This window comes from Caballeronia sp. GAFFF1, from assembly GCF_023630705.1.
In the GTDB taxonomy this organism is placed as follows: domain Bacteria; phylum Pseudomonadota; class Gammaproteobacteria; order Burkholderiales; family Burkholderiaceae; genus Caballeronia.
Map to the genome: position 1 here is coordinate 23739 of NZ_JALQEM010000039.1, position 19474 is coordinate 43212.

Below are 19474 nucleotides of genomic sequence, written 5' to 3' on the forward strand. Positions count from 1 at the left end.
CTCGCCTGCGGCGACGGCGTCTTTCTGCCGTCGCCGCAGGCGCATGGACACTAGTTCCTTGCCGCTGTAAGGACTAATACTCCAATCTCATTGCTGAACGGTCATATCCACGAACCAAATGATCATGCGATGAAAGGTGCTTCTGGCTACATTCCTGGCTACATGTTAGAGCCACTGCGGACGGATAGGGACCTAGCTCTTTATAAGGGCACCAAGGTCGACACTGAGCAGAAAGTTTTCGTGATCGCCGTCGCGGCTGAATTGCCGACGCCTGACAGCGTCCGCCAGCTCGAACACGAGTACTACTTCGCGCGTCGCCTCGACGCGAGTTGGGCAGCACAGCCTTTAGAACTCACGCGATTACACGCCAGAGCGGCCCTCGTAGTTGCATATCCTGATCCTCAAGCTGAGTTCCTCGACCTTCTTCTCACGCGACGCGAGAGCTTCCCCCCGGATATCAGCCTTTTTCTGAATATCGCCATTGGACTGGCAACCGCGGTAGACGGACTGCACCGGCTTCGAGTCGTCCACAAGGACATCAAGCCGTCGCACATCCTCGTCACCCCTGCGGGACGTGCCTGGCTGACCGGCTTCGGCATAGCATCCACGACTTCTCATGAGCGACAACCAACAGTTCCGCCCGAGACGATTGCCGGAACGTTGGCATACATGTCGCCGGAACAGACTGGCCGGATGAATCGCCCAGTTGACTGTCGCAGCGATCTCTATTCGTTGGGGGTTACACTTTTCGAGACACTGACTGGTACGCTTCCTTTTGTTGCTTCTGATCCGATGGAATGGGTGCATTGCCACGTTGCACGGCAAGCCGTCCCCCTTACGGAGTTGGTTCCAAGCGTGCCTGCTGTAATAAGTTCGATAGTTACCAAGCTGCTTGCCAAAGATACGGACGAGCGATACCAAACCGCAGCCGGTCTGGCCAACGATCTCCAGCAGTGTCTCAAAGGATGGCAGCTGACCGGCCACGTTGAGGACTTCACTCTAGGGACACTGGACACGACCAGCGGACTTCGCATAGGTGAGAAACTGTATGGAAGGGAATCAGAAGTCGAAGTACTACAATCCTGTCTTAATCGTGCCGCATTAGATCGACCTTGTGAACTCGTATTGGTTTCCGGCAATTCAGGAGTCGGGAAATCTTCTCTTGTAGATGAGTTGCAACGGTCGACTGTCGGCATACGCAGTAATTTTGCATCAGCCAAGTGTGACCAGCAGAAACGCGATATACCTTACGCAGTATTTGGCGACGCCGTTTTAGCCGCTCTTCGGCCATTGTTGATAGAAGGAGAATATGAACTAACGCAGTGGCGCGAGACGGTCTCAGCAGCACTCTACCCGAACGGCCAGGTCATAATGGACCTAATCCCGAATTTGCGGGTGCACTTGGGAGAGCAACGGCCAGTGCCAGCTCTGCCACCAACCGACGCGAAGATTCGATTACACGCTGTCGCACGACGCTTTATTCAAGCCTTAGCACTGCGGCGACCCCTCGTGCTATTTTTTGACGACTTGCAATGGTCCGACACCGCAACACTGGATCTGATTGAGGATTTAGTCGTTGATAAAAGCTTAACCAATGTGATCTTGCTCGGTGCCTATCGGGATAATGAATTACCATCGGATAGTCCGTTATCGCTTAAACTGCTGTCCCTAAGAAACTCAGCAGCTTCGGTACGACATATGAAGCTTGAACCATTACGACGCAGTGATCTCGATAACGTTATCGCCGACTTTCTTCATTGCTCACGAGAGTTTTGCAGTTCGTTAAGCGAAATCATCCATGAGAAGACTAACGGCAACCCATTCTATGTGATTCAATTCATTCGTTCACTGTTGGAAGATGAAATTATTAAGTTTGATCGGGACGCCGCGGCATGGTTTTGGGATTTGAATAGGATTCGAAAGCGCAGATCCACAGAGAACGTTGCTGACCTTCTCGTAGACAGATTGCGTCGCCTTCCACCGAGAACGCAAAGGATCGTCGAGGGACTCGCATGCTTGGGCAGCGCGGCCACTGTGGAAATACTGGCGGCCGTCAGAAGACAATCCGAGGATGACATCCACCAATGCCTTCTTCCTGCGGTGAATGCTGGTCTCATTATCCGTTTAGAAGGCTATTACCGGTTCGTCCACGACCAGGTACGGGAAGCCGCGTATCGCCAAATCCCAGATGCTTCTCGTGCCGAGAGGCATCTGCAGATCGGAATTTCTCTCGAAACGCAGGTAGAAGGGCAGGAGCTAGATCAGCGCATCTTCGATATTGTAAACCAACTAAATCGTGGTGCGCACTTGGTGGCTGCCGTCGAAACGCGGGAACGATTCGCTAAGCTTAACGTTATCGCTGCCGCGCGCGCCAAAGCGTCGACCGCTTACTCGTCTGCACTGAACTTCGTGCTCGCAGGTCGCCGGCTGCTCAACGATGACACATGGAAGCGAAATCCTCGTCTAATGTTTTCTGTTGAAAGCCTGACGGCTGAATGCGAATTCTTGACGGGCGATCTCGCCTCTGCCGAAAGGCGGCTTTCGATGTTAGCCAGCCACGTCGACCGCGCGGCCGACGCAGCGCGCGTGACCCGGTTGCGTGTCTCGTTATATAACGTCCTAGGTAAAGGCGATGCTGCAATATGGACGTTTATCGAGTACCGGCGTGCACAGGGCGACTTATGGTCCCAACGACCCAGCGATGAACAGGTATCGATCGAGTACGGCCAGATATGTGCAATGGTAGACGCTCGTGACCCTAAGGACCTTTTATCGACGCCTTTGCTGTCGGAGGAAGACACGTTGCAGCTCCTTGACGTACTAGCTGAGGTAACGATGTCAGCAATGCTTAGCGATCCGAACGTTTACGCATTATTGATTTTTAGGATGGTGAAGTTGACATTAACTGAAGGCAACAGCGGAGCCGGCTCTTTCGCGTATGTTTCGCTTGGCATGCTCGCCGGATCGAGGTTCGGCGATTTTGGGAAGGGCTATCAGCTGGGAAAACTCGGGTATGACCTCGTGGAACGATACCGCTTTGACGATTACCGCGCTCGTGTCTACGTCCGTTTCGCGGACTGCATCATGCCATGGATCGGACATGTTCGCAGAGGCCGGGACCTGATACGCCGCGCAATCGAAGCTGCTGCGGAGATGTCCGACGTCAGCTTCGCAGGTTATAGTTATGCGCATCTAAACACGAACCTGCTCGCAGCGGGCGACCGTCTAGCGGACGTTCAACGACAAGTGGAAGACGGCCTCCGTTTTGCGGAAAGCGTACGCTTTGATCGCATGGCAGAGCACATGACGGCACAGCTGATGCTGATTCGAACATTGCGAGGGCTAACGCCAAAATTCGGCTCCTTCGATGACGGAAACTTCAGCGAAGCGACTTTTGAGCTCCGCCTGTCATCTAGCCAGGCGTTGACCCGTTTGTATCTTTATTATGTTCGTAAGCTGCAAGCGAGGTTTATCGCGGGCGACTATGCTGTAGCGGTAGAAGCGTCCGCGCACGCAGACCGCCTCTTTTGGACCGCGCACTCGCATTTTGAAGCCGCCGAGCATCAATACTATGGCGCGCTGGCGCGAGCGCAATTATTAGATCAATTAAGCGACGCTCAACGCCCGACGCATTTCTCCGTACTTCTTGAGCATGCGCGACGTCTTGAGCAATGGGCGCGCCATTGTCCAGAGAATTTCGGAAATCGAGAAGCACTAGTCAATGCAGAAATCGCACGGGTCGAAGGGCGCCTAATCGAGGCTCAGGACTGGTACGAGAAGGCGATCGTCTCAGCGAGGGAAAGCGGCTTCATACACAACGAAGCGATAGCGAATGAGCTAGCGTCGCGCTTCTACGAGAGTCGAGGATATCATAGGATCGCCCTTGCATACCTGCAAGACGGGCGCCACTGCTATCTAAGCTGGGGTGCAGAAGGCAAGGTGAGACAACTGGATAGAAGTTTCCCAACCAGCGAAGATGGGGCGCGATCGTCTGTTGTCGCTACGATTATGGCCCCGGTAGCCGTATTAGATCTATCGACCGTAGTAAAGGTCTCGCAAGCACTTTCCAGCGAGATAATGTTGCCGCGGTTGACTCAGGTTTTGCTGCGTATGGCAATTGAAAACGGGGGGGCACAAAGAGGGCTGCTTATACTCGTTGGCAGCGAAATCGATGATCTGAAAGTAGAGGCAGAAGCAGTCACAGGAACCAGCGATATCTCGGTACACCTCCGGCAAGCTAGAATGACATCGACGGACGTGCCGCAATCCATCGTTCGTTATGTATTGCGAACGCGCGATTACCTTGTGCTGCGTGATGCCTCCGCCGACGTTGTATATGCACGCGATGAGTATGTCCAACGCAACAGATCGCGGTCCTTGCTTTGCGTCCCGATTGTGCGCCATGCGAAGGTCATCGGCGTGATGTACCTCGAGAATGCCTTAGCACCCGACGTCTTCACAGCCGACCGTTTGGCTATTCTTCAATTGATGGCATCGCAAGCAGCGATTTCGTTGGAAAATGCAAAGTTGTACACCGATTTACAACGCAGTGAAGCGTTTCTCGCACAAGGACAAAGAATTAGCCTAACTGGCACGTTCGGATGGAATCTCTTGAGGAAAGAATACTACTGGTCCGATGAAACGTATGATTTGCTGGGATATGACCGTGACGTAAGGGCGTCCGTAGAGCTCGCAATCGAACGTACGCATCCGGACGACCAGCGTATTGTCCGTCGAATGCTGTTTGCGGCGATGAGGGAAAAAATGTCGTTCGACGTTGAACATCGATTGTTGATGCCGAATGGCGAGATAAGACATGTGCGCGCTGTTGGCCGGGCCGTTGATGCTGGAGATCTGGATTACATCGGTGCTATCCATGACATCAGCGGGCCTACACTGGCGCGTGAGGCGTTGAACCGTGCGCTAAGTGACCTATCGCGTATTAATCGAGCCACGACAATGGGAGAATTGACGGCCTCTCTCGCTCACGAGATCAATCAGCCGATTACATCTGTGGTAATAGGAGCAAGAGCTTGTCTGCGGTGGCTGAACCGCGATGAACCAGATATCAACGAAGTGCGCGAGTTGGTGGAAAGGATAAGCCATGACGGCGAGCGTGCTGGCCACATAATTGACAGAATTCGCGCCCAGTTCAGGAAGGGCCCCTTGGATCGCGAGCGCTTCTCGATCGACGTTGTGATCGACGAGACAGTGCACCTTCTGAAGAGCGAAGCGGCGCGTTATGGCGTCGTAATGCGAGTGGAGCGGGCCGATGCTTCAAGCATCGTACTTGGGGATAGAATACAGGTGCAGCAGGTGATTTCAAATTTGGTCATCAACAGCATCGAAGCGGTGAAAGATCACGCTGGCACCCGTGAGGTGACCATTAGTTCGCGGCGGTCCGATAACGGAACTGTCATTGTGGCGGTCCACGACACCGGACCTGGAGTTCCTCCGGATCTTGTCGGGAAGATATTTGATCCCTTCTTCACTACAAAGACGCAAGGCACTGGAATGGGGCTTCGCATCAGTCGTACGATCGTGGAGGCGCATGGAGGACAGCTTTGGGCCGGCGAGCATGTCGGCACCGGCGCAACGTTCTTGTTCACGCTTCCTTTAGTCGCCCCATAGTTCAGCGGGCCTCATGCCTCATCGGTGTTGCGAGGTCACCAGCCGCTGCGCTGGTCGATGTCGACGGGCTCGGACGTTACTCCATATCCATCTTGGAATTACCGGACGATCAGGCAGTCGTCTCTACATTCATCTCGGGTCTTCGCTGCCATAGCAGGAGGCTGCGAGTTCCCCGTGCATTCTATTTCCGGGAAGCCGGGTTCCGCTCCGGCCGGACGCTAAGACCATTAACCGCGATGACGCAGGTGGACTAGGGCTCTAACATTACCGCCTTAACGAACGCGCGCCGTGCAAGCCAGAAAGCCTAGTGTTGCCGCGACTCACGCTCGATTGATGAGTTCGACACAGATGGCTCGCGGGCCGGCGAACGTCGCATTGAATCCGCCCTTTCACGAACGGTATGTGACCCAAGAGATAGCGCCTCCGCCTTTCGAACAAGATCTGGCAGGTTGCGCGATCCCATCTTGCGCATGACCTGTCCACGGTAGACCTTTATAGTCACCTCGCTAAGGTTCATCTCGTAGGCGATTTGCTTATTAAGTGCGCCCTCGACAACGCGCTTCATGACATCTCTTTCGCGTTCTGTCAGCGACTCGAACGACAAGGAGACCGCAGCCAATGAACTCTCCGCGTCGCGGCGAATAGCGTCGCGATTGAGCGCTTCCGCGACTGCATCAAGCAGATCTTGCTCGCGAAAGGGCTTCTGGAGGAAGTTGACAGCACCCGCTTTCATCGCTCTTACGGTCATCTCAATGTCACCATGCCCTGTGATGAACAGTATGGGCATCCGCACGCCGAACTGTGCCGCTTTAGCTTGGAACGTTAGCCCATTGGTTTCTGGCAGTCTAACATCGAGAACCAAGCAACTAGGTGCGTCATATCTTGCGAAAGCAAGAAATTCATCAGGCGTTTCGAACGTCTCAACTCGCAATCTGACTGACCTAATCAAGCTATGCATCGACAAGCGGATAGATTCGTCGTCGTCGACAACGTAGACCACCGGCGTTTTATCGCTCGCCGCCGCATTGCTCTTTGCCGTCTCAAGCCGGTGAAGCATCGTTTCCTCCGCATCTGACTAGATTGCGATGTAGTCGCTTGTATAGAGCTTCCGTTATCTTCCTTCGTTTATGGCATGGTCGTATCCATTCTAGTCGCTGTGCGTCCACTTGTATGAGATCTACACTCACGTTTACCCGAAATCGCGAGCTCGTCGAGCGGATCGTTTGTTATCGGTATGGAAAAGGACAACGTCAAGCGAACAACGTTGAAAGGGGCCATGTCCCGGCGTCAAGCGTGTCCGGGCGCCGTTTAGGTCGGCTGCCTCGACAGTTCTAATCCAGTCGTGCGGTGTAACGAGTGCACCCTCACTGCGCGAGACAGGGCAAAACAGTTATTACATCGGATCTATCTAACACAAACTGACTCGAACAGTCGACTGCATTTATCATACGTATTCCGGCACAGGAGGAAAGCCGCGTGATTTGAAGAGCCGGTCACAGTCCTCGCGTGTCCCAAATTTTAAGATATGGCGCAAGCCCCAACGCAACGGAGCCAAAATGTCAGTCTCATCTGTCAATCCATCCCCAAAGCCGTACCAGCTAATCGGCGGCAACACGTTCGGAAGCGCTTCAGGGCTATCAGACGCCGCCGTGAATGTCACGTCTTCGAACTCGACGGAATTCTCCAGCGTAGTCACGCTCAGCCCTGACGCGCAGGCGCTGATGGCGGCTGCCGCAGCCGGAATTTCCATTGGGCAAACCAACCTGTCGGATCTCGCGTTGTCTGACAGTGAGCCAATGGCACAGCAAATTCCTGAACTGCAGCGAGCAACGAAGACGCTTCCTACCGAGGCTTTGCAGAACTCTGACGCAGGGCTGTCGCAGTCGGCCTTCAACAAGCTGGTTGCCCGTCTTGCCGGTGCGGCTGTGGATGTCGCCAAAGTCTTCCAGGCATTCGACACCGATCGTGACGGGGCGATCTCAAACGACGAGTTCGAGAAAGGCTTGGCCAATGCATTGGACGATCCAACCAGCCCGTTCGCGCAACAACTGTTCAGGTTGATAAACTCAGACGGCAACAGCTCAATAAGTTCCACCGAGTTCACGTCAATTGAGGCAGCTTTTCTGCAAGGCGAGACTACATTGCCACGAGCAGCTAAAGAATAACTGCGAACGAGGCGTTCCGGAGACAACAGGAAATTGATTTCAACGAACCTATAACTCACGACACTACTAGATGAGCGAGGTTCTTCAAACGTCGACAACGCCGGCTACGTCGAACGGCCGAGCCTGCCGCAGAGATCCCATTTGAGTTCCTGCATCTTCAACTGATTTTGCGAGGCGCGCTCCGTGCCCCTGTTGTAAAGAGCCCGCGTCAAATTGGGTGGTAAGTCTAGAACAGATGACAGTTGATGACGGCCGTTGGAAGCAACGGCTGCGTCGGCCAGAAATGACCCGAGCGCCGCCGTACCAACGTCGTCAACGCAGTTGACTGGATCGGACTGCATCGATTTGTGACGTTGACGCAAAACTGTTGCAATTTGTCATGCCTTCGATTGCAACGCTGGATCGCCTACATTTACGTCGACGGAACGCCCCATCTACGCGCTTCCGACAGTTGGTAAATGAATCATAAACCGGAGTTATCCAAATGAACGAGCAGACAAAGGTCGTGGTTGTAACAGGCGCTTCGCAAGGCATCGGAGCCGAAATTGTCAAAGCGTTTCGCGCTCGCGACTACCGCGTCGTCGCGACCGCGCGATCCATACAACCAACGGACGATCCAAATGTAGTTGCTGTCGCCGGCGACATCAGCGACCCCGCAACCGCCCGGCGCGTCATTTCGCGAGCGCTGGAGCACTTTGGTCGGGTCGATACGCTGGTTAACAATGCTGGCATTTTCATCGCAAAGCCATTCACGGCTTATACAGAAGATGACTATGCTGCGGTATTGGGAGTGAACGTAGCGGGCTTTTTCAATATTACCCAGCACGCAGTCGTGCAGATGGAAAAACAGGGCGGTGGTCATGTCGTCAGCATCACGACGACTCTCGTCGATCATGCCATTAGCGGCGTGCCGTCTGTGCTGGCCTCTCTGAGCAAAGGTGGTATCGCCGCTGCAACGCGGTCGCTGGCGATCGAATATGCGAAGCGCGGGATTCGTACCAATGCGGTATCGCCGGGCATCATCAAATCGCCAATGCATCCCGAGGAAACGCATGCCACGCTCGATGCGCTTCATCCAATCGGCCGTATGGGCGAAATGCGCGATGTGGTCGACGCAGTTTTGTTCCTCGACGACGCTCCATTCGTCACCGGTGAGATCTTGCACGTCGATGGCGGACAAAGCGCGGGCCATTGAGCCAAGTGGTAAAGCCGCGCGCGATTCCTTGCTATAAATCACGCATCTCCGGGGTGTGGCTTGTTTGTTCGCATCGAAATGCGGAAGAGCGTCTGCCGTAGCGCGGTGATTCTCCAATCATGCAGCCGTGGCTATACTGCGGGCAATGTTGGACACAGCCACTGCGACACACCTGCGAGTCGCGTTGTCACGCGCGGAGTCAGGCGGTCTCTTTCGCAGAGCCTTTGCAAGATATCAACATGAGTTGACGGAACGTCAAGTTCAACTACTATGCGTTGCGTAACTATTTGTCGATGTGAATTTGTCGCCGCTGAAGCCGCTGTAGAGGCGAAGAACGACTACTGAGGTGATCTTCCTGCCGTGCTGCACCGCGTCGGTCGCTCGATCAAGAATGGACGCAACCCTAAATGGTCTCTCAGGTTCTGACAACCACTCCGGTGTCGGAATCTTTGGGCCGACACAACTGTCGGCCCTTTTTTCCGTGTACTAAGATCGACATTGTTAACGCGGTTTTTTTGAACGGCGCACCTCTGTCATTGGCCAGACTCCGCACGCAGATGGTGGAACGGGCTGCCGGTGACTGAGATGAGCGGTCCGCACTAAACAAAAGGAGCCAGTCCATGCCCATCGTCACTATTCAAGTCACGCGTGAGGGCACAAGCCCAGGCGCAGATGCTGTTACGGCAGACGAGAAAGCGCGGCTGATAGCAGGTGCCAGCCAGCTAATGCTAGACGTGTTGAAAAAACCGCATGAGGCGACGTTCGTCGTTATAGAGGAAGTGCAATTGGAAAACTGGGGCTGGGGGGGGCTGCCTGTGGCGGATTACCGAAGGAAGCTTTCGGGAAAAAGTGAGTGAACCTCGTGTTGGCCCCATTTTGCTGTCTCGGCTCCCAGGCGACGCTGAACTGAAGACCTTCATACGGGCGGTCCGCGCGCAGAACTTTGACGTCTATGGTATGCGAAAAGGCTTGGCGCCAGTTTTTGAGAGATGGCGTGAATGTCGTGCGCTGCACGGTTATGCGCCTCACGAATGTGATCGGCCTCAAGGTGTGCGGCATGTGTGAACTTTCGCCGTTAAGGAGCCAAACCGTTTTCGGCATAAAGGCGCCGGGGACTTTTCGGCGTTTAGGCGCCACAAGTCTTTCGGCGTATAGGCGCCAGTAGATTTTCGCCATAAAGGCGCCACTGGCGTCTGAGTCGGGCGCTCGAACTTCGCCAACCGCTACCCTCGTGGCACGCATTTGCTCCGGAGGGTGGCTTGAAGAGGAAGTTCGAGATGTACCAATATCGACAGGTTCTGGTGCGAATGCGCCAGGGTGACTCCGACCGGGATATCGACCGCTCGAAGATCATGGGCCGTAAGAAGCTGGCAGCCGTACGGGAGATCGCAACCGAGCGGGGGTGGCTTTCTCCTGACAACGCTCTGCCGGATGACGCGCAGCTTGCTTCAGCGTTCAGCCGAAGGGAGTTCCTGCCTGCGAGCTGTATCTCGTCGGCCGAGCCGTGGCGCGAGCAGATTGCGCAGTGGCACGACGCGGGCGTGCCCGGCACGACGATTCACAGCGCGCTGGTGCGCAACCACGGCTACGACGGAAGCTACTCATCCGTCTACAGGCTACTTCAGCAATTGAAGGCGGAGCTCACGCCGGATGTACCGATGCGGCTGGAGTTCAAACCTGCAGAAGCCGCGCAGGTTGATTTCGGCGCAGGTCCGACCATCACGGACGCGCACACGGGCGAGGTCCACAAGACGTGGTTCTTCGTGATGACCTTGTGCTGGTCGCGGCATCAATACGTCGAGTTTGTCCGCGACCAGAGCGTCGACACATGGTTGCTATGTCATCGTCACGCCTTCGAATGGTTCAATGGCGTAGTGGGACGCGTCACCATCGATAACCCCAAGTGTGCCATCGTCAAGGCCTGTATCTACGAACCCGAAGTCCAGCGGGCCTATGCGCAATGCGCCGAAGGGTATTCGTTCAAGATCGATCCGTGTCCGCCGAGGGACCCGGCTAAAAAGGGAATTGTCGAATCGGGCGTCAAATACGTGAAGTCGAGCTTCCTTCCTCTTCGCGAATTTCGTGATCTGGACGACGCCAATCGGCAAGCGCAAGCCTGGGTGATGCAAGAGGCCAGCACCCGGACGCATGGCACGACGCGCGAGGTGCCGCTCAAGCGTTTCGAAGACGTTGAACGGGCGCTGTTGCAGCCGCTTCCCGATGTGCCGCCCGAGCTGGCAACCTGGGCGCGCGTGAAGGTCCATCGCGACGCCCATGTGCAATTCGAGCGCGCCTACTATTCCGTGCCGTTCCGGCTTGCCGGTAAAGAGCTGTGGCTCAAGGCAACCGCCACCATGGTGCAGGTTTACTACGAGCACGAACTGTCAGCATCGCATGTCCGCCAGACTGCGCCAGGAACGCGTAGCACGGTGGCCGATCACATGCCGCCAGCAGCACAGGCCTGGCAACTGCACGACACCCAATGGTGCCTGAGAGAAGCGCAGCGTATCGGGCCGTCGTGCTACGCGCTTGTTCACGCGCTCTTCGGCGATCAGGTTCTCATCAAGCTGCGCGCTGTACAGGGCGTGCTGCGCTTCGCTCAGCAGTTCGGCGCGTCCCGCCTGGAGGCGGCCTGCCGTCGAGCGAATCACTTCGGTACCCCAAGCTACAAAGCCGTCAAGCTGATCCTGCAGAAAGGCCTTGATCAGTCGTGGCTGTCGACCGAGCCCATTGAATCGGGCGCGAGTACCTACACCCACGGCGGCCGCTTCTGCCGCGATACCCAGACTCTGCTTATCCATTGAACATGAATCCAATTCCCGAACTCACGTCTTCCCTTAAGCAATTGCGACTGTCCGGCATCCTCGACACGCTCGAAGCGCGCAACCGTGAAGCCATCGACCGTAAGCTCGCCTATACCGATTTCCTGACGTTGCTCATCCAGGACGAGATCGCACGGCGCGATCATCGAAAGCTCGACGCCCGCATGCGCCGCGCGAACTTCCGTGGCCAGAAGACACTGGAAGGTTTCGACTTCGACCGGCTGCCCAACCTTAATCGCGCCGTCGTCCATGATCTGGCGACCTGCCGCTTCATCGATGAGAAGGTCAGCGTGCTGATCGCCGGTCCGAGCGGACACGAGACATAACGCTCACCTCCCTATGTTATTGAAGATCCATGGATAATTGATTCGGATTTGCTGATTGCGGACCGGCGTTCGCCCGTCGTGCCAGATAAGCATCGAGATCGGCCTTGCGGATGATCCATGGCGCCCCCAGACAGGCCTGCGAAGCAGGCAACCTTCCCACTCGAATCAGACGGATGGCGGTCGGCGCGCTAACGCCGAGGAGATTGGCCACTTCGGCTATGGTCAGTTCATCACGCTCCTGGCGCTCTCCTTCGCGATACGCTGCGATTCGATGGTCATGACGCAGTGTGCAGACTCTCACGGCGGTCCACGTGTGGCCTCTTGCCGTGCGCTTGCCAAGCCGGTTGATGACCGCTGCGATGGCCTGATCAGGCAACGTCCGCGCCAATGCACGAACAATGTCTATCGTTTCGACGTCCGTGACCCAACGATGCTGTCCGATTTGGTTCTTCTCGAACACGATCTCAGTATGATCGCCTCCTTGCCAATGCACGAGCGCGCGAATCGTGTTGTCCTGCTTCGTGACGACGATCTCCTTGAGGACAGTTCTCAAGATCCTCTTCTTGATCTCGACAGAACTGGCCGGGTGATACCACAACCGAGGCAGATCATGGCCCAGTCGCAGAAGCTCGTCACGCGCGCTGGCACTCAGCGCTCTTGAAGACTGTTCACGCAGCAAGTCGACTTCGGCCTGCAATTGCGCCTGCGCCTTCAACGTCTCATTCCAGCGTCGCTCGAGTTCGGCAGCAACCAGCCGGTTCTCAGGATCAGTTGCATCGTATTGCCGGCGTGCACGCGCAGCCTCATACCGGGCCTGTTCAAGCGCCAGCTCTTTGTGTCGTACGCATTCATCCTGCTCGGTCCGCGCACGCTCGATGGCCTCAAGTGATGCACGAACACCCAAAGGCTGGAGTTGACGCAGAACTTCTTCAGATACCCGAAGGTCAACGCGAACTGCGCCGAACGAAATGCAGCGCGGGCCACCGTGATTGATCATGCTGCCCTGACAGTTGTAGCGTGCGACGGTGCCCTTTGTGCCGGAATAGGCAACGTGCAGTTTGCGTCCGCAATGACCGCAACGGAGTAGTCCTGACAACAGCGAACTGCCTCGCTTGACCGCGCCGCGGACCATATTGCCCTTCATGTTCGCATTATGGGTAATCAATTTGCGGTTCGCCTCGAACTCGTCCCAGCTAATGTAGCTCGCATGGTGCTCGATGATCAAGGACTGCCAGTCTTCACGTGGAAGGCGGTTACCTGCAAATACCCGCTTGCGGCCATTTACGATGCGGGCGGTGGTCCGGGTCTTGCCGAAGGCGTACGCACCGCCATATGTCGGATTCGTCAGAATGTGCAGCAAGGTGTTATAGACCGGGAGCTTCCATTCAATATGACGGCCGTCTGGCCCATAGTTCACCGCGGGTAAGTCAATGCGCTCCTGTCGAATCCATAGAAGCACCTGCCTGACGCTACCAAACTCGCGGAATTTGCGGAACACCAGATCGAGCGCTTCGCGAATGCGTAGGTCAGGATCCTTCTCGATACGATTTCCAGGCGCACGCACATAACCAATCGGTATCGACGTGAACAGTTCGCCGCGTTTGGCCTTCTGGTCGATCGCAGCCTGCGAGCGTTGGCGAAACGTGGAGAGTTCCATCTCGGAGAGCGTGCCCTTCATGCCCAATAGCAGGCGATCGTTAGGCTGTCTCGGATCGTAAATTCCGTCCTCGTCGATCAGAAGGCATCCTACGAGGCGGCAGAATTCCAGAAGCGTGTGCCAGTCGCGTCCGTTGCGCGCCAGACGAGATGCCTCAATACACAATACGGCACCCACTTCGCCGCTGCACAGCGCTGCCAGGAGGCGCTCGAAGCCTGGGCGATGAATACCCGAACCAGAACGACCAAGGTCGTCATCGATGACTGTCACATCTGGCCAGCCAAGTCCGCGTGCGCGATCGGCCAGCCCGTACTGGCGTAGCTGGCTCTCACGATTGAAATGGACCTGATCCAGTGTTGACTGACGGACGTAGACGTATGCGCGACGAGAAAGGTGCTCAGTGCCGATCTTGCTCATCATGCACCTCCGTCTCGATGGCGTCGATCAACGCGAACATCAGCAGCGCCAGTCGCGTCACCAGCTCCGGTTGCATCTCTTCTGACACCAGTGTGCCCCGTACAACTTCCTCGAACAGATCCTGCTGTCTCGTCATCTGCTTGCGCATCGCCATCTCCTTCGCGGGTTGACAACGCAAGGCACGATAACGCCGTATCGACCAGACGCAGGAGTTCGACCAAAACTCCATGTGGGACTTCCGGTTGCAGAACGATAGACATACGGGCGGCAGTCTCGTCAGCCATCCACGGCGGAAGATGGGCGCGAGTGCCGTCCGGTTGCTTGATGATCAGATACGACTCGCCGCGGTAGTTGTTAAATCCAAGGACGACGATCCGCGCGCCACAACGTGGGTGAAACGGACACCGGATGACCACATCCTCGTGATGACGATGGGCAGTGTGTTGTGGGTTCGTGTGGAACGGGTAAAAGTCATCTGGCGCAGGCACTGGGCCACTCCGCCGCCCGGCAAGGTCACGATGTCCTGTTCATGACCCAGACCCGGCTTCTCGGCGCGCTACGCAATGCGCAAGCCGTCGGCTCCTACGACCGGCGCTTCCAGGCGCTTGCCAAGGTGCCGCTGCTCATCATTGACGATTTCGGGCTGAAACCCATGCGCACGCCCGAAGATGAAGACTTCCACGATCTGATTGCCGAGAGGTACGAGCGTACGTCGACTGTCTTAACGAGTAATTTGGATTTTACGGAATGGGGCGACGCATTCGCGACCAACAAAATGCTCGGCGCCGCAACGCTTGATCGCCTGCGACATGCCGCGTACCGCGTCGTGCTCGACGGCGAGAGCTACCGTGTTCCACGCCCGATGCCCGAGAGCAACAAATCAGCACTTGCGAAAGGAGGTAAAAACAAGGATTCTTGATCCCCGTTCGAGCCCCGAATCAGGCGCCTTTCGCTGGCGCCATTACGCCGAAAACACCCGGCCCCTTTACGGCGAAAGGCAACAGCATGGGCGCGGGATCGAAACAACGAGCGCGACGGTGCGGTGCCGTGCCCGCTGAACAGGGTCAAACGTCTGTTCCAGGGTGAGCGACCTAACGCGCTGTGGGTCTCGGATTCTACCTATTGGTGGACATGGAGAATTTATCGATCTTCCGTTAGTTGTCCGAACGACCGCAGTCGTGCAGCGCTTAGCCGAGCGAGCCAGCCGGACAGTTTGAGCACGGAGAAAAACGGTCGTTACTATATCCGCGCTGCCACTCAACAGCGGCGGGCCTTCGCCGATCATCGCGAATCAACCCAGGAGTTCGTAGGCATCTAGGTTCACATAGCTGTGAACGCTGTGAACTGCCAAGATGCCGCTGTGAACACGCGAAATCACGCGCCCCTCTGCTCGCAATGCGTTGCCGGCGGTTTTTCTTAAGGGGTTGGCGGCGGAGACCATTAGTTGCGTCTGTTCGACAAACGTCCGAGTAGAAACTTGCCGTGCCGACTTGCTTTGATCCTAAACCATCGTTAACCGGCGGCCCATGCCGTGACGGCGGACGGTCATCGTCCTCCAGCCGGACTTCCATCTCGCGACGTCACCCAGCAACAGTTCCCTCGGTTCTCCGCCCGAAGCGCGCCTAAGCGAAACGCGGCATCTAACCGTCCCTAACGCATTATCCGAGCGCTGACACTGCACGCTCTTCCTCGTCGCTCAAGCTCTGGTCGAAGCCTGCGCGCGACGAATTTGCGTGCGCATAAGATTGATCTGCCGCTATGTCCACTTTGCTCGGGAGGCCTTTGCGGCGCTGGGCGCCTTTCGGGTCTTCGCCGAGCGCGCAGGCGTTGCGTTCGTTTCGGACTTCGGCTTGCTGGTGCCACCCGTTTTGGTATCAGCAGTGAGAATCAGAAACTTGGTTCTGTCCTTTACCGATGCCAACCATCTCGGCGCCTTGCCGCGGCCGCTCCACTCGGCTCCCGATTTGGGATCTCGATACTTCGCCGGTTGGGGACCGCGAGGGTAGTTCCCTATGCGCCTGCCGGAGTGGCTATCGTTAGAGTCGACTGCGGCAGAGACTAGGAACATCGCTCGATTTTTGACCTTCGCTATCCACGCCGGCGCTCGGCCTCGACCGCTCCACGTCGCGCCCGTCTTCGGATCACGGTATTTGCCGATCGCAGCTAGCGGAGCGGCGGCCGATTGCTTTGCTGCGCCAGCTCTTCCTCGCTGAGTCAGGTCGTCGATTGTCAGGCCATGCTCTTCCATGAGCGAACGAATTTTTGCGACCACAGCAATCGCCTGCTTCTTTTGAATCGCGTCTGCTCGAGCCTGCAATTTGCTAATCCTTTCTTCGATGTTTGAGAGAGTCGCCATATTCTCCCCTAGGTTGCCTGACGTCCAGCACTATGCCATACGTTCTTTCTTCGAGGAATGTGCTTGTCGCTGATAGGTCCGGCCGGCGTCACGTTACGGCAGGTCCAGCAGGAGGGGCAGAAGGCCGTTGAACAGCATCGCGATGCGCGGGCCACGGTCAACGCGCCACGCACCCGGGAGCCGATGGCAACGGCGGACCGCTATGTGTGGGGCCGCATCGGTCGAAGATAGAGGCTGCTTATCCAGCGCTTCTGAGTTCCTTCTCTTGCGGACGTGAATCGCTGAACATTGCTGTTCGGCCGTCGTAGGCGGACGACCTCCCTGCGTGTTGTGAATCAGCCGAGCCTCGCCCGGGCATCTTCCGCGATTCGAGATGCTAGCAAAGACACCAGCTGGCAGAATAACGGTTTCTGGAGGCAGGCGTCGGTTAGAACAACTGTTCGTTGTCGATCGATCCGGAGCGCGGCTTGACACTACCATTGTCATCCGCGCCGGACTCAAAATTGCTCGCAAAACGGAAGCCGTTGCGCCCTTTGCGTTTGGCCTCATACATCGCGGCGTCAGCACGACCAAGAATCAGTTCACCGGTTGACCTCTCCCAACCGGTGCACATAGCGATGCCTACGCTTGTGCCGAGCCGCAGGCTCGACCCATTAAAACTGAACGGACGCCCAACGGAGCGGCAAATGTCTTGTGCTATTCGACTGCACGCGTCCGTCGTCGACGTGCCACGACTGATGATGACGAACTCATCGCCCGCGAGCCGGGTGACCGTGTCGCAAGAGCGGACCACCCGTCTCAAGCGTACGGCAACTTCCTTCAGTACTTCGTCGCCTGCGTCATGGCCGTAGCTGTCGTTGACTTTCTTGAAGCCATCGAGGTCAAGGAAGAACGTTGCAAATGGAACGCCTCTGTAGTGCGCGTCGTTAAGCACCTCGTCGAGATGGCGATGCAAGGCGCGCCGGTTGGGCAAGCCGGTCAAGGCGTCTCGCATTGCCTCTTCGCGCATAGCGTGTTCGGCGCGCTTGCGCTCGGTCACGTCCTGCGACATAACATAAAAGCCGACCACGCGGTTTTCCCTGATGTCAGGGATGTAAGTGGAACTCCAGACGCGGTCCTTCGTCCTGTCATAACGGACATTGTCGTGAGTTGTGCGATTGCCGGCCAGTGCGCCATCGAAGCATGGCTTCAGTTCAGCGAAGAGTTCCCGGTCCAGAATGTCTGACAACCGCTTACCCTTCACCTCGGCAGGGTCCACGCCGAATACCTGGCGGTAAACCTCATTGTTGAACGTGTAGCGTAGATCCGAATCGACGTGAGCAATTAGAACCGGGAGGTTGTCAGCAATCGTCTGTAGTGCCGCGCGGCTGCTCGCTAGTTCGGACGTCCTTTGTATGACGCGATTTTCCAGTTCCGACTGATAGTCGCGCAGGAACTGCTCGCTGCGTTTCCTGCTGCTGATGTCTTGCACCACACTGATGAAGTGAAGCGGGCGTTGCTGATTGTCGCGCACGAGCGCGACGGTGAGATCCACCCAGACAACCGAGCCGTCGGGTCGACGATAACGCTTTTCCAGGCTGTACGTCTGGATCCGGCCAGCGAGAAGATCGGTTACACGTTGCAGGTCCGGCGCAAGATCTTCCGGCACGGTAATGTCGGCGAACGTCATCCGCATCAGTGCGTCCGCGGTGTAGCCGGTAATCTCGCAAAGTTTTGGATTGACGTCGAGGAAGCGGCCCTTCAAGTCGACGATCGCCTTACCGGTAGGCGTTTTCTGGAAGATAGTCGCGAATCGCGCCTCGCTAACCAGCAGATTGCGTCTGTCGAGTTGTTGGACTCGGCGTGTGTCGCGGATTGTTTCGCGCTGTATGAGTTCGCGTTCAACTATGGCTGCCAGGTCAACAAGCGCCTCACGCTGCGGTTTAGAGATTGAACGCGGAGCTGCGTCAATGGCACACAGCGTCCCGAGGACGAGCCCCTCGCTGGAACGCAGTGGAACGCCCGCGTAGAACCGTACGAACGGTGCGCCGGTGACCAGCGGATTGTCGGCGAAACGCGGGTCGGTTAGCGTGTCCTCAACTACCAGCATGGCATTTTCGCTAACAACGTGCGAGCAAAACGCGATCTCGCGGCTTGTTTCGCATACCTCGAGGCCGACGCGGGATTTGAACCACTGACGGTGCTCATCGACCAAAGAAACAAGCGCAATCGGCACCTGCAGTATTTGCGCGACAAGACGCGTTACACGGTCGAAGGCCTCCTCCGGCGCAGTATCGAGCACTGCGAGACTGCGCAGGAGGCGAAGTCGAGCGGGTTCGTTATCAGAGAGCGGTGCAGAAAGCATGATTGGATGAGTCGTCCTTGCGACCGGGCTGACTGTCTTCTGCTCGACGAGTTGAATTCAACGGCATCGTCTGCGCAACTGACTATAGACGTCCTAAAATGGGACGAAGCTACGAGTTGGATGATAAAACAGGTAGTATTCCGCGAATTATAGAAGACCACGATGTAGTAGGCGACAATCCGCAGGTAACCGCTGCTTTAGCTGTGCCGACTAGCATAGACGCACCGCGCCTTTCGACGTCCTTTTGTTCTTTACGCCAGCGATCCGGTTTCCCAGCGCTCGTGTCCTAAATACGTACGCGCGCAGACTTCGCAAAGCTGCAAGGTTTTACGGCCATACAACTGGTCAGCGCGCGGATCGGCCGCGTGAACGGTCTGGCGTCCAACATGTACATCCACTGTCGGAAGTGGCTGCTCTGCAGTGCGGTGGTTCTGCTGGTACTCGCTAACGTCATCAACATCGCGGCCGACCCCTCTTGTAAGATCCGGTCAGCGAGAACTGTACGTGGGCATGCTCGGAGCCCTGTCGGTCGTCGTGTGATTTTCGTTCCCTATGACAGGT

Annotated in this window: 10 protein-coding genes and 4 pseudogenes; 8 read left to right on the forward strand and 6 right to left on the reverse strand. The window is 56.4% G+C overall.

The window, feature by feature from the left end; all coding sequences use genetic code 11:
- Positions 1-129 precede the first annotated feature (129 nt).
- Positions 130-5631, forward strand: coding sequence for an AAA family ATPase (locus NCR37_RS24205; RefSeq protein ID WP_250475348.1), 5502 nt, complete (start codon positions 130-132; stop codon positions 5629-5631).
- 304 nt (positions 5632-5935) lie between these two features.
- On the opposite strand, the gene NCR37_RS24210 is transcribed toward NCR37_RS24205, so the two are convergent.
- On the reverse strand, positions 5936-6688 hold the full coding sequence (locus tag NCR37_RS24210) for a response regulator transcription factor (RefSeq protein ID WP_250475349.1): 753 nt from the start codon (positions 6686-6688) through the stop codon (positions 5936-5938).
- A gap of 499 nt (positions 6689-7187) precedes the next feature.
- Here NCR37_RS24210 and NCR37_RS24215 point away from each other — a divergent pair, with 499 nt between their 5' ends.
- From NCR37_RS24215 to NCR37_RS24235, 5 genes and pseudogenes are all read left to right on the forward strand, one after another.
- Entirely contained in the window at positions 7188-7796 is a 609-nt protein-coding gene (locus tag NCR37_RS24215) for an EF-hand domain-containing protein (RefSeq protein WP_250475350.1), read from the forward strand.
- Between the two features lie 484 nt (positions 7797-8280).
- The gene (locus NCR37_RS24220) at positions 8281-8991 is read left to right on the forward strand and encodes an SDR family NAD(P)-dependent oxidoreductase (protein WP_250475351.1); all 711 of its coding nucleotides are present in this window, start codon (positions 8281-8283) and stop codon (positions 8989-8991) included.
- Positions 8992-9611: 620 nt separating this feature from the next.
- Positions 9612-9848, forward strand: a complete 237-nt coding sequence (locus NCR37_RS24225; protein WP_250475352.1) for a tautomerase family protein — start codon at positions 9612-9614, stop codon at positions 9846-9848.
- Between the two features lie 420 nt (positions 9849-10268).
- Entirely contained in the window at positions 10269-11795 is a 1527-nt protein-coding gene (istA, locus tag NCR37_RS24230; protein ID WP_250475360.1) for an IS21 family transposase, read from the forward strand.
- Between the two features lie 2 nt (positions 11796-11797).
- Positions 11798-12127 (forward strand): annotated as a pseudogene (locus NCR37_RS24235) (ATP-binding protein); the annotation flags it as partial.
- A 28-nt stretch (positions 12128-12155) separates the two neighbouring features.
- Here NCR37_RS24235 and NCR37_RS24240 read toward each other — a convergent pair.
- From NCR37_RS24240 to NCR37_RS28745, 3 genes and pseudogenes are all read right to left on the reverse strand, one after another.
- Positions 12156-14216, reverse strand: a complete 2061-nt coding sequence (locus NCR37_RS24240; RefSeq protein WP_250475353.1) for a recombinase family protein — start codon at positions 14214-14216, stop codon at positions 12156-12158.
- Entirely contained in the window at positions 14194-14361 is a 168-nt protein-coding gene (locus NCR37_RS24245) for a hypothetical protein (protein WP_250475354.1), read from the reverse strand. Before NCR37_RS24245 ends, NCR37_RS24240 begins: the two co-directional genes overlap by 23 nt.
- 106 nt (positions 14362-14467) lie before the next feature.
- Positions 14468-14701 (reverse strand): annotated as a pseudogene (locus NCR37_RS28745) (DUF5372 family protein); the annotation flags it as partial.
- Between NCR37_RS28745 and NCR37_RS24255 the strand changes: the two are divergent.
- A pseudogene (locus NCR37_RS24255) lies at positions 14656-15132 on the forward strand (ATP-binding protein); the annotation flags it as partial. The pseudogenes NCR37_RS28745 and NCR37_RS24255 overlap by 46 nt on opposite strands.
- 837 nt (positions 15133-15969) lie before the next feature.
- Here the strand turns inward: NCR37_RS24255 and NCR37_RS28590 are convergent.
- Together NCR37_RS28590 and NCR37_RS24260 are read right to left on the reverse strand one after the other, a co-directional pair.
- Entirely contained in the window at positions 15970-16569 is a 600-nt protein-coding gene (locus tag NCR37_RS28590; RefSeq protein ID WP_350029089.1) for an H-NS family nucleoid-associated regulatory protein, read from the reverse strand.
- A gap of 427 nt (positions 16570-16996) precedes the next feature.
- Complete coding sequence (locus NCR37_RS24260) at positions 16997-18913, reverse strand: PAS domain S-box protein (protein ID WP_250475356.1); 1917 nt, start codon at positions 18911-18913, stop codon at positions 16997-16999.
- Positions 18914-19242: 329 nt separating this feature from the next.
- Here NCR37_RS24260 and NCR37_RS24265 point away from each other — a divergent pair.
- Positions 19243-19474 (forward strand): annotated as a pseudogene (locus NCR37_RS24265) (divalent metal cation transporter); the annotation flags it as partial.

Coding starts and splice junctions, on each gene's coding strand:
- NCR37_RS24215 (WP_250475350.1), top strand. CDS start 7,188: ATGTCAGTCTCATCTGTCAATCCATCCCCAAAGCCGTACCAGCTAATC.
- NCR37_RS24240 (WP_250475353.1), bottom strand. CDS start 14,216: ATGATGAGCAAGATCGGCACTGAGCACCTTTCTCGTCGCGCATACGTC.
- NCR37_RS24225 (WP_250475352.1), top strand. CDS start 9,612: ATGCCCATCGTCACTATTCAAGTCACGCGTGAGGGCACAAGCCCAGGC.
- NCR37_RS24260 (WP_250475356.1), bottom strand. CDS start 18,913: ATGCTTTCTGCACCGCTCTCTGATAACGAACCCGCTCGACTTCGCCTC.
- istA (WP_250475360.1), top strand. CDS start 10,269: ATGTACCAATATCGACAGGTTCTGGTGCGAATGCGCCAGGGTGACTCC.
- NCR37_RS24210 (WP_250475349.1), bottom strand. CDS start 6,688: ATGCTTCACCGGCTTGAGACGGCAAAGAGCAATGCGGCGGCGAGCGAT.
- NCR37_RS24205 (WP_250475348.1), top strand. CDS start 130: ATGAAAGGTGCTTCTGGCTACATTCCTGGCTACATGTTAGAGCCACTG.
- NCR37_RS28590 (WP_350029089.1), bottom strand. CDS start 16,569: ATGGCGACTCTCTCAAACATCGAAGAAAGGATTAGCAAATTGCAGGCT.
- NCR37_RS24245 (WP_250475354.1), bottom strand. CDS start 14,361: ATGCGCAAGCAGATGACGAGACAGCAGGATCTGTTCGAGGAAGTTGTA.
- NCR37_RS24220 (WP_250475351.1), top strand. CDS start 8,281: ATGAACGAGCAGACAAAGGTCGTGGTTGTAACAGGCGCTTCGCAAGGC.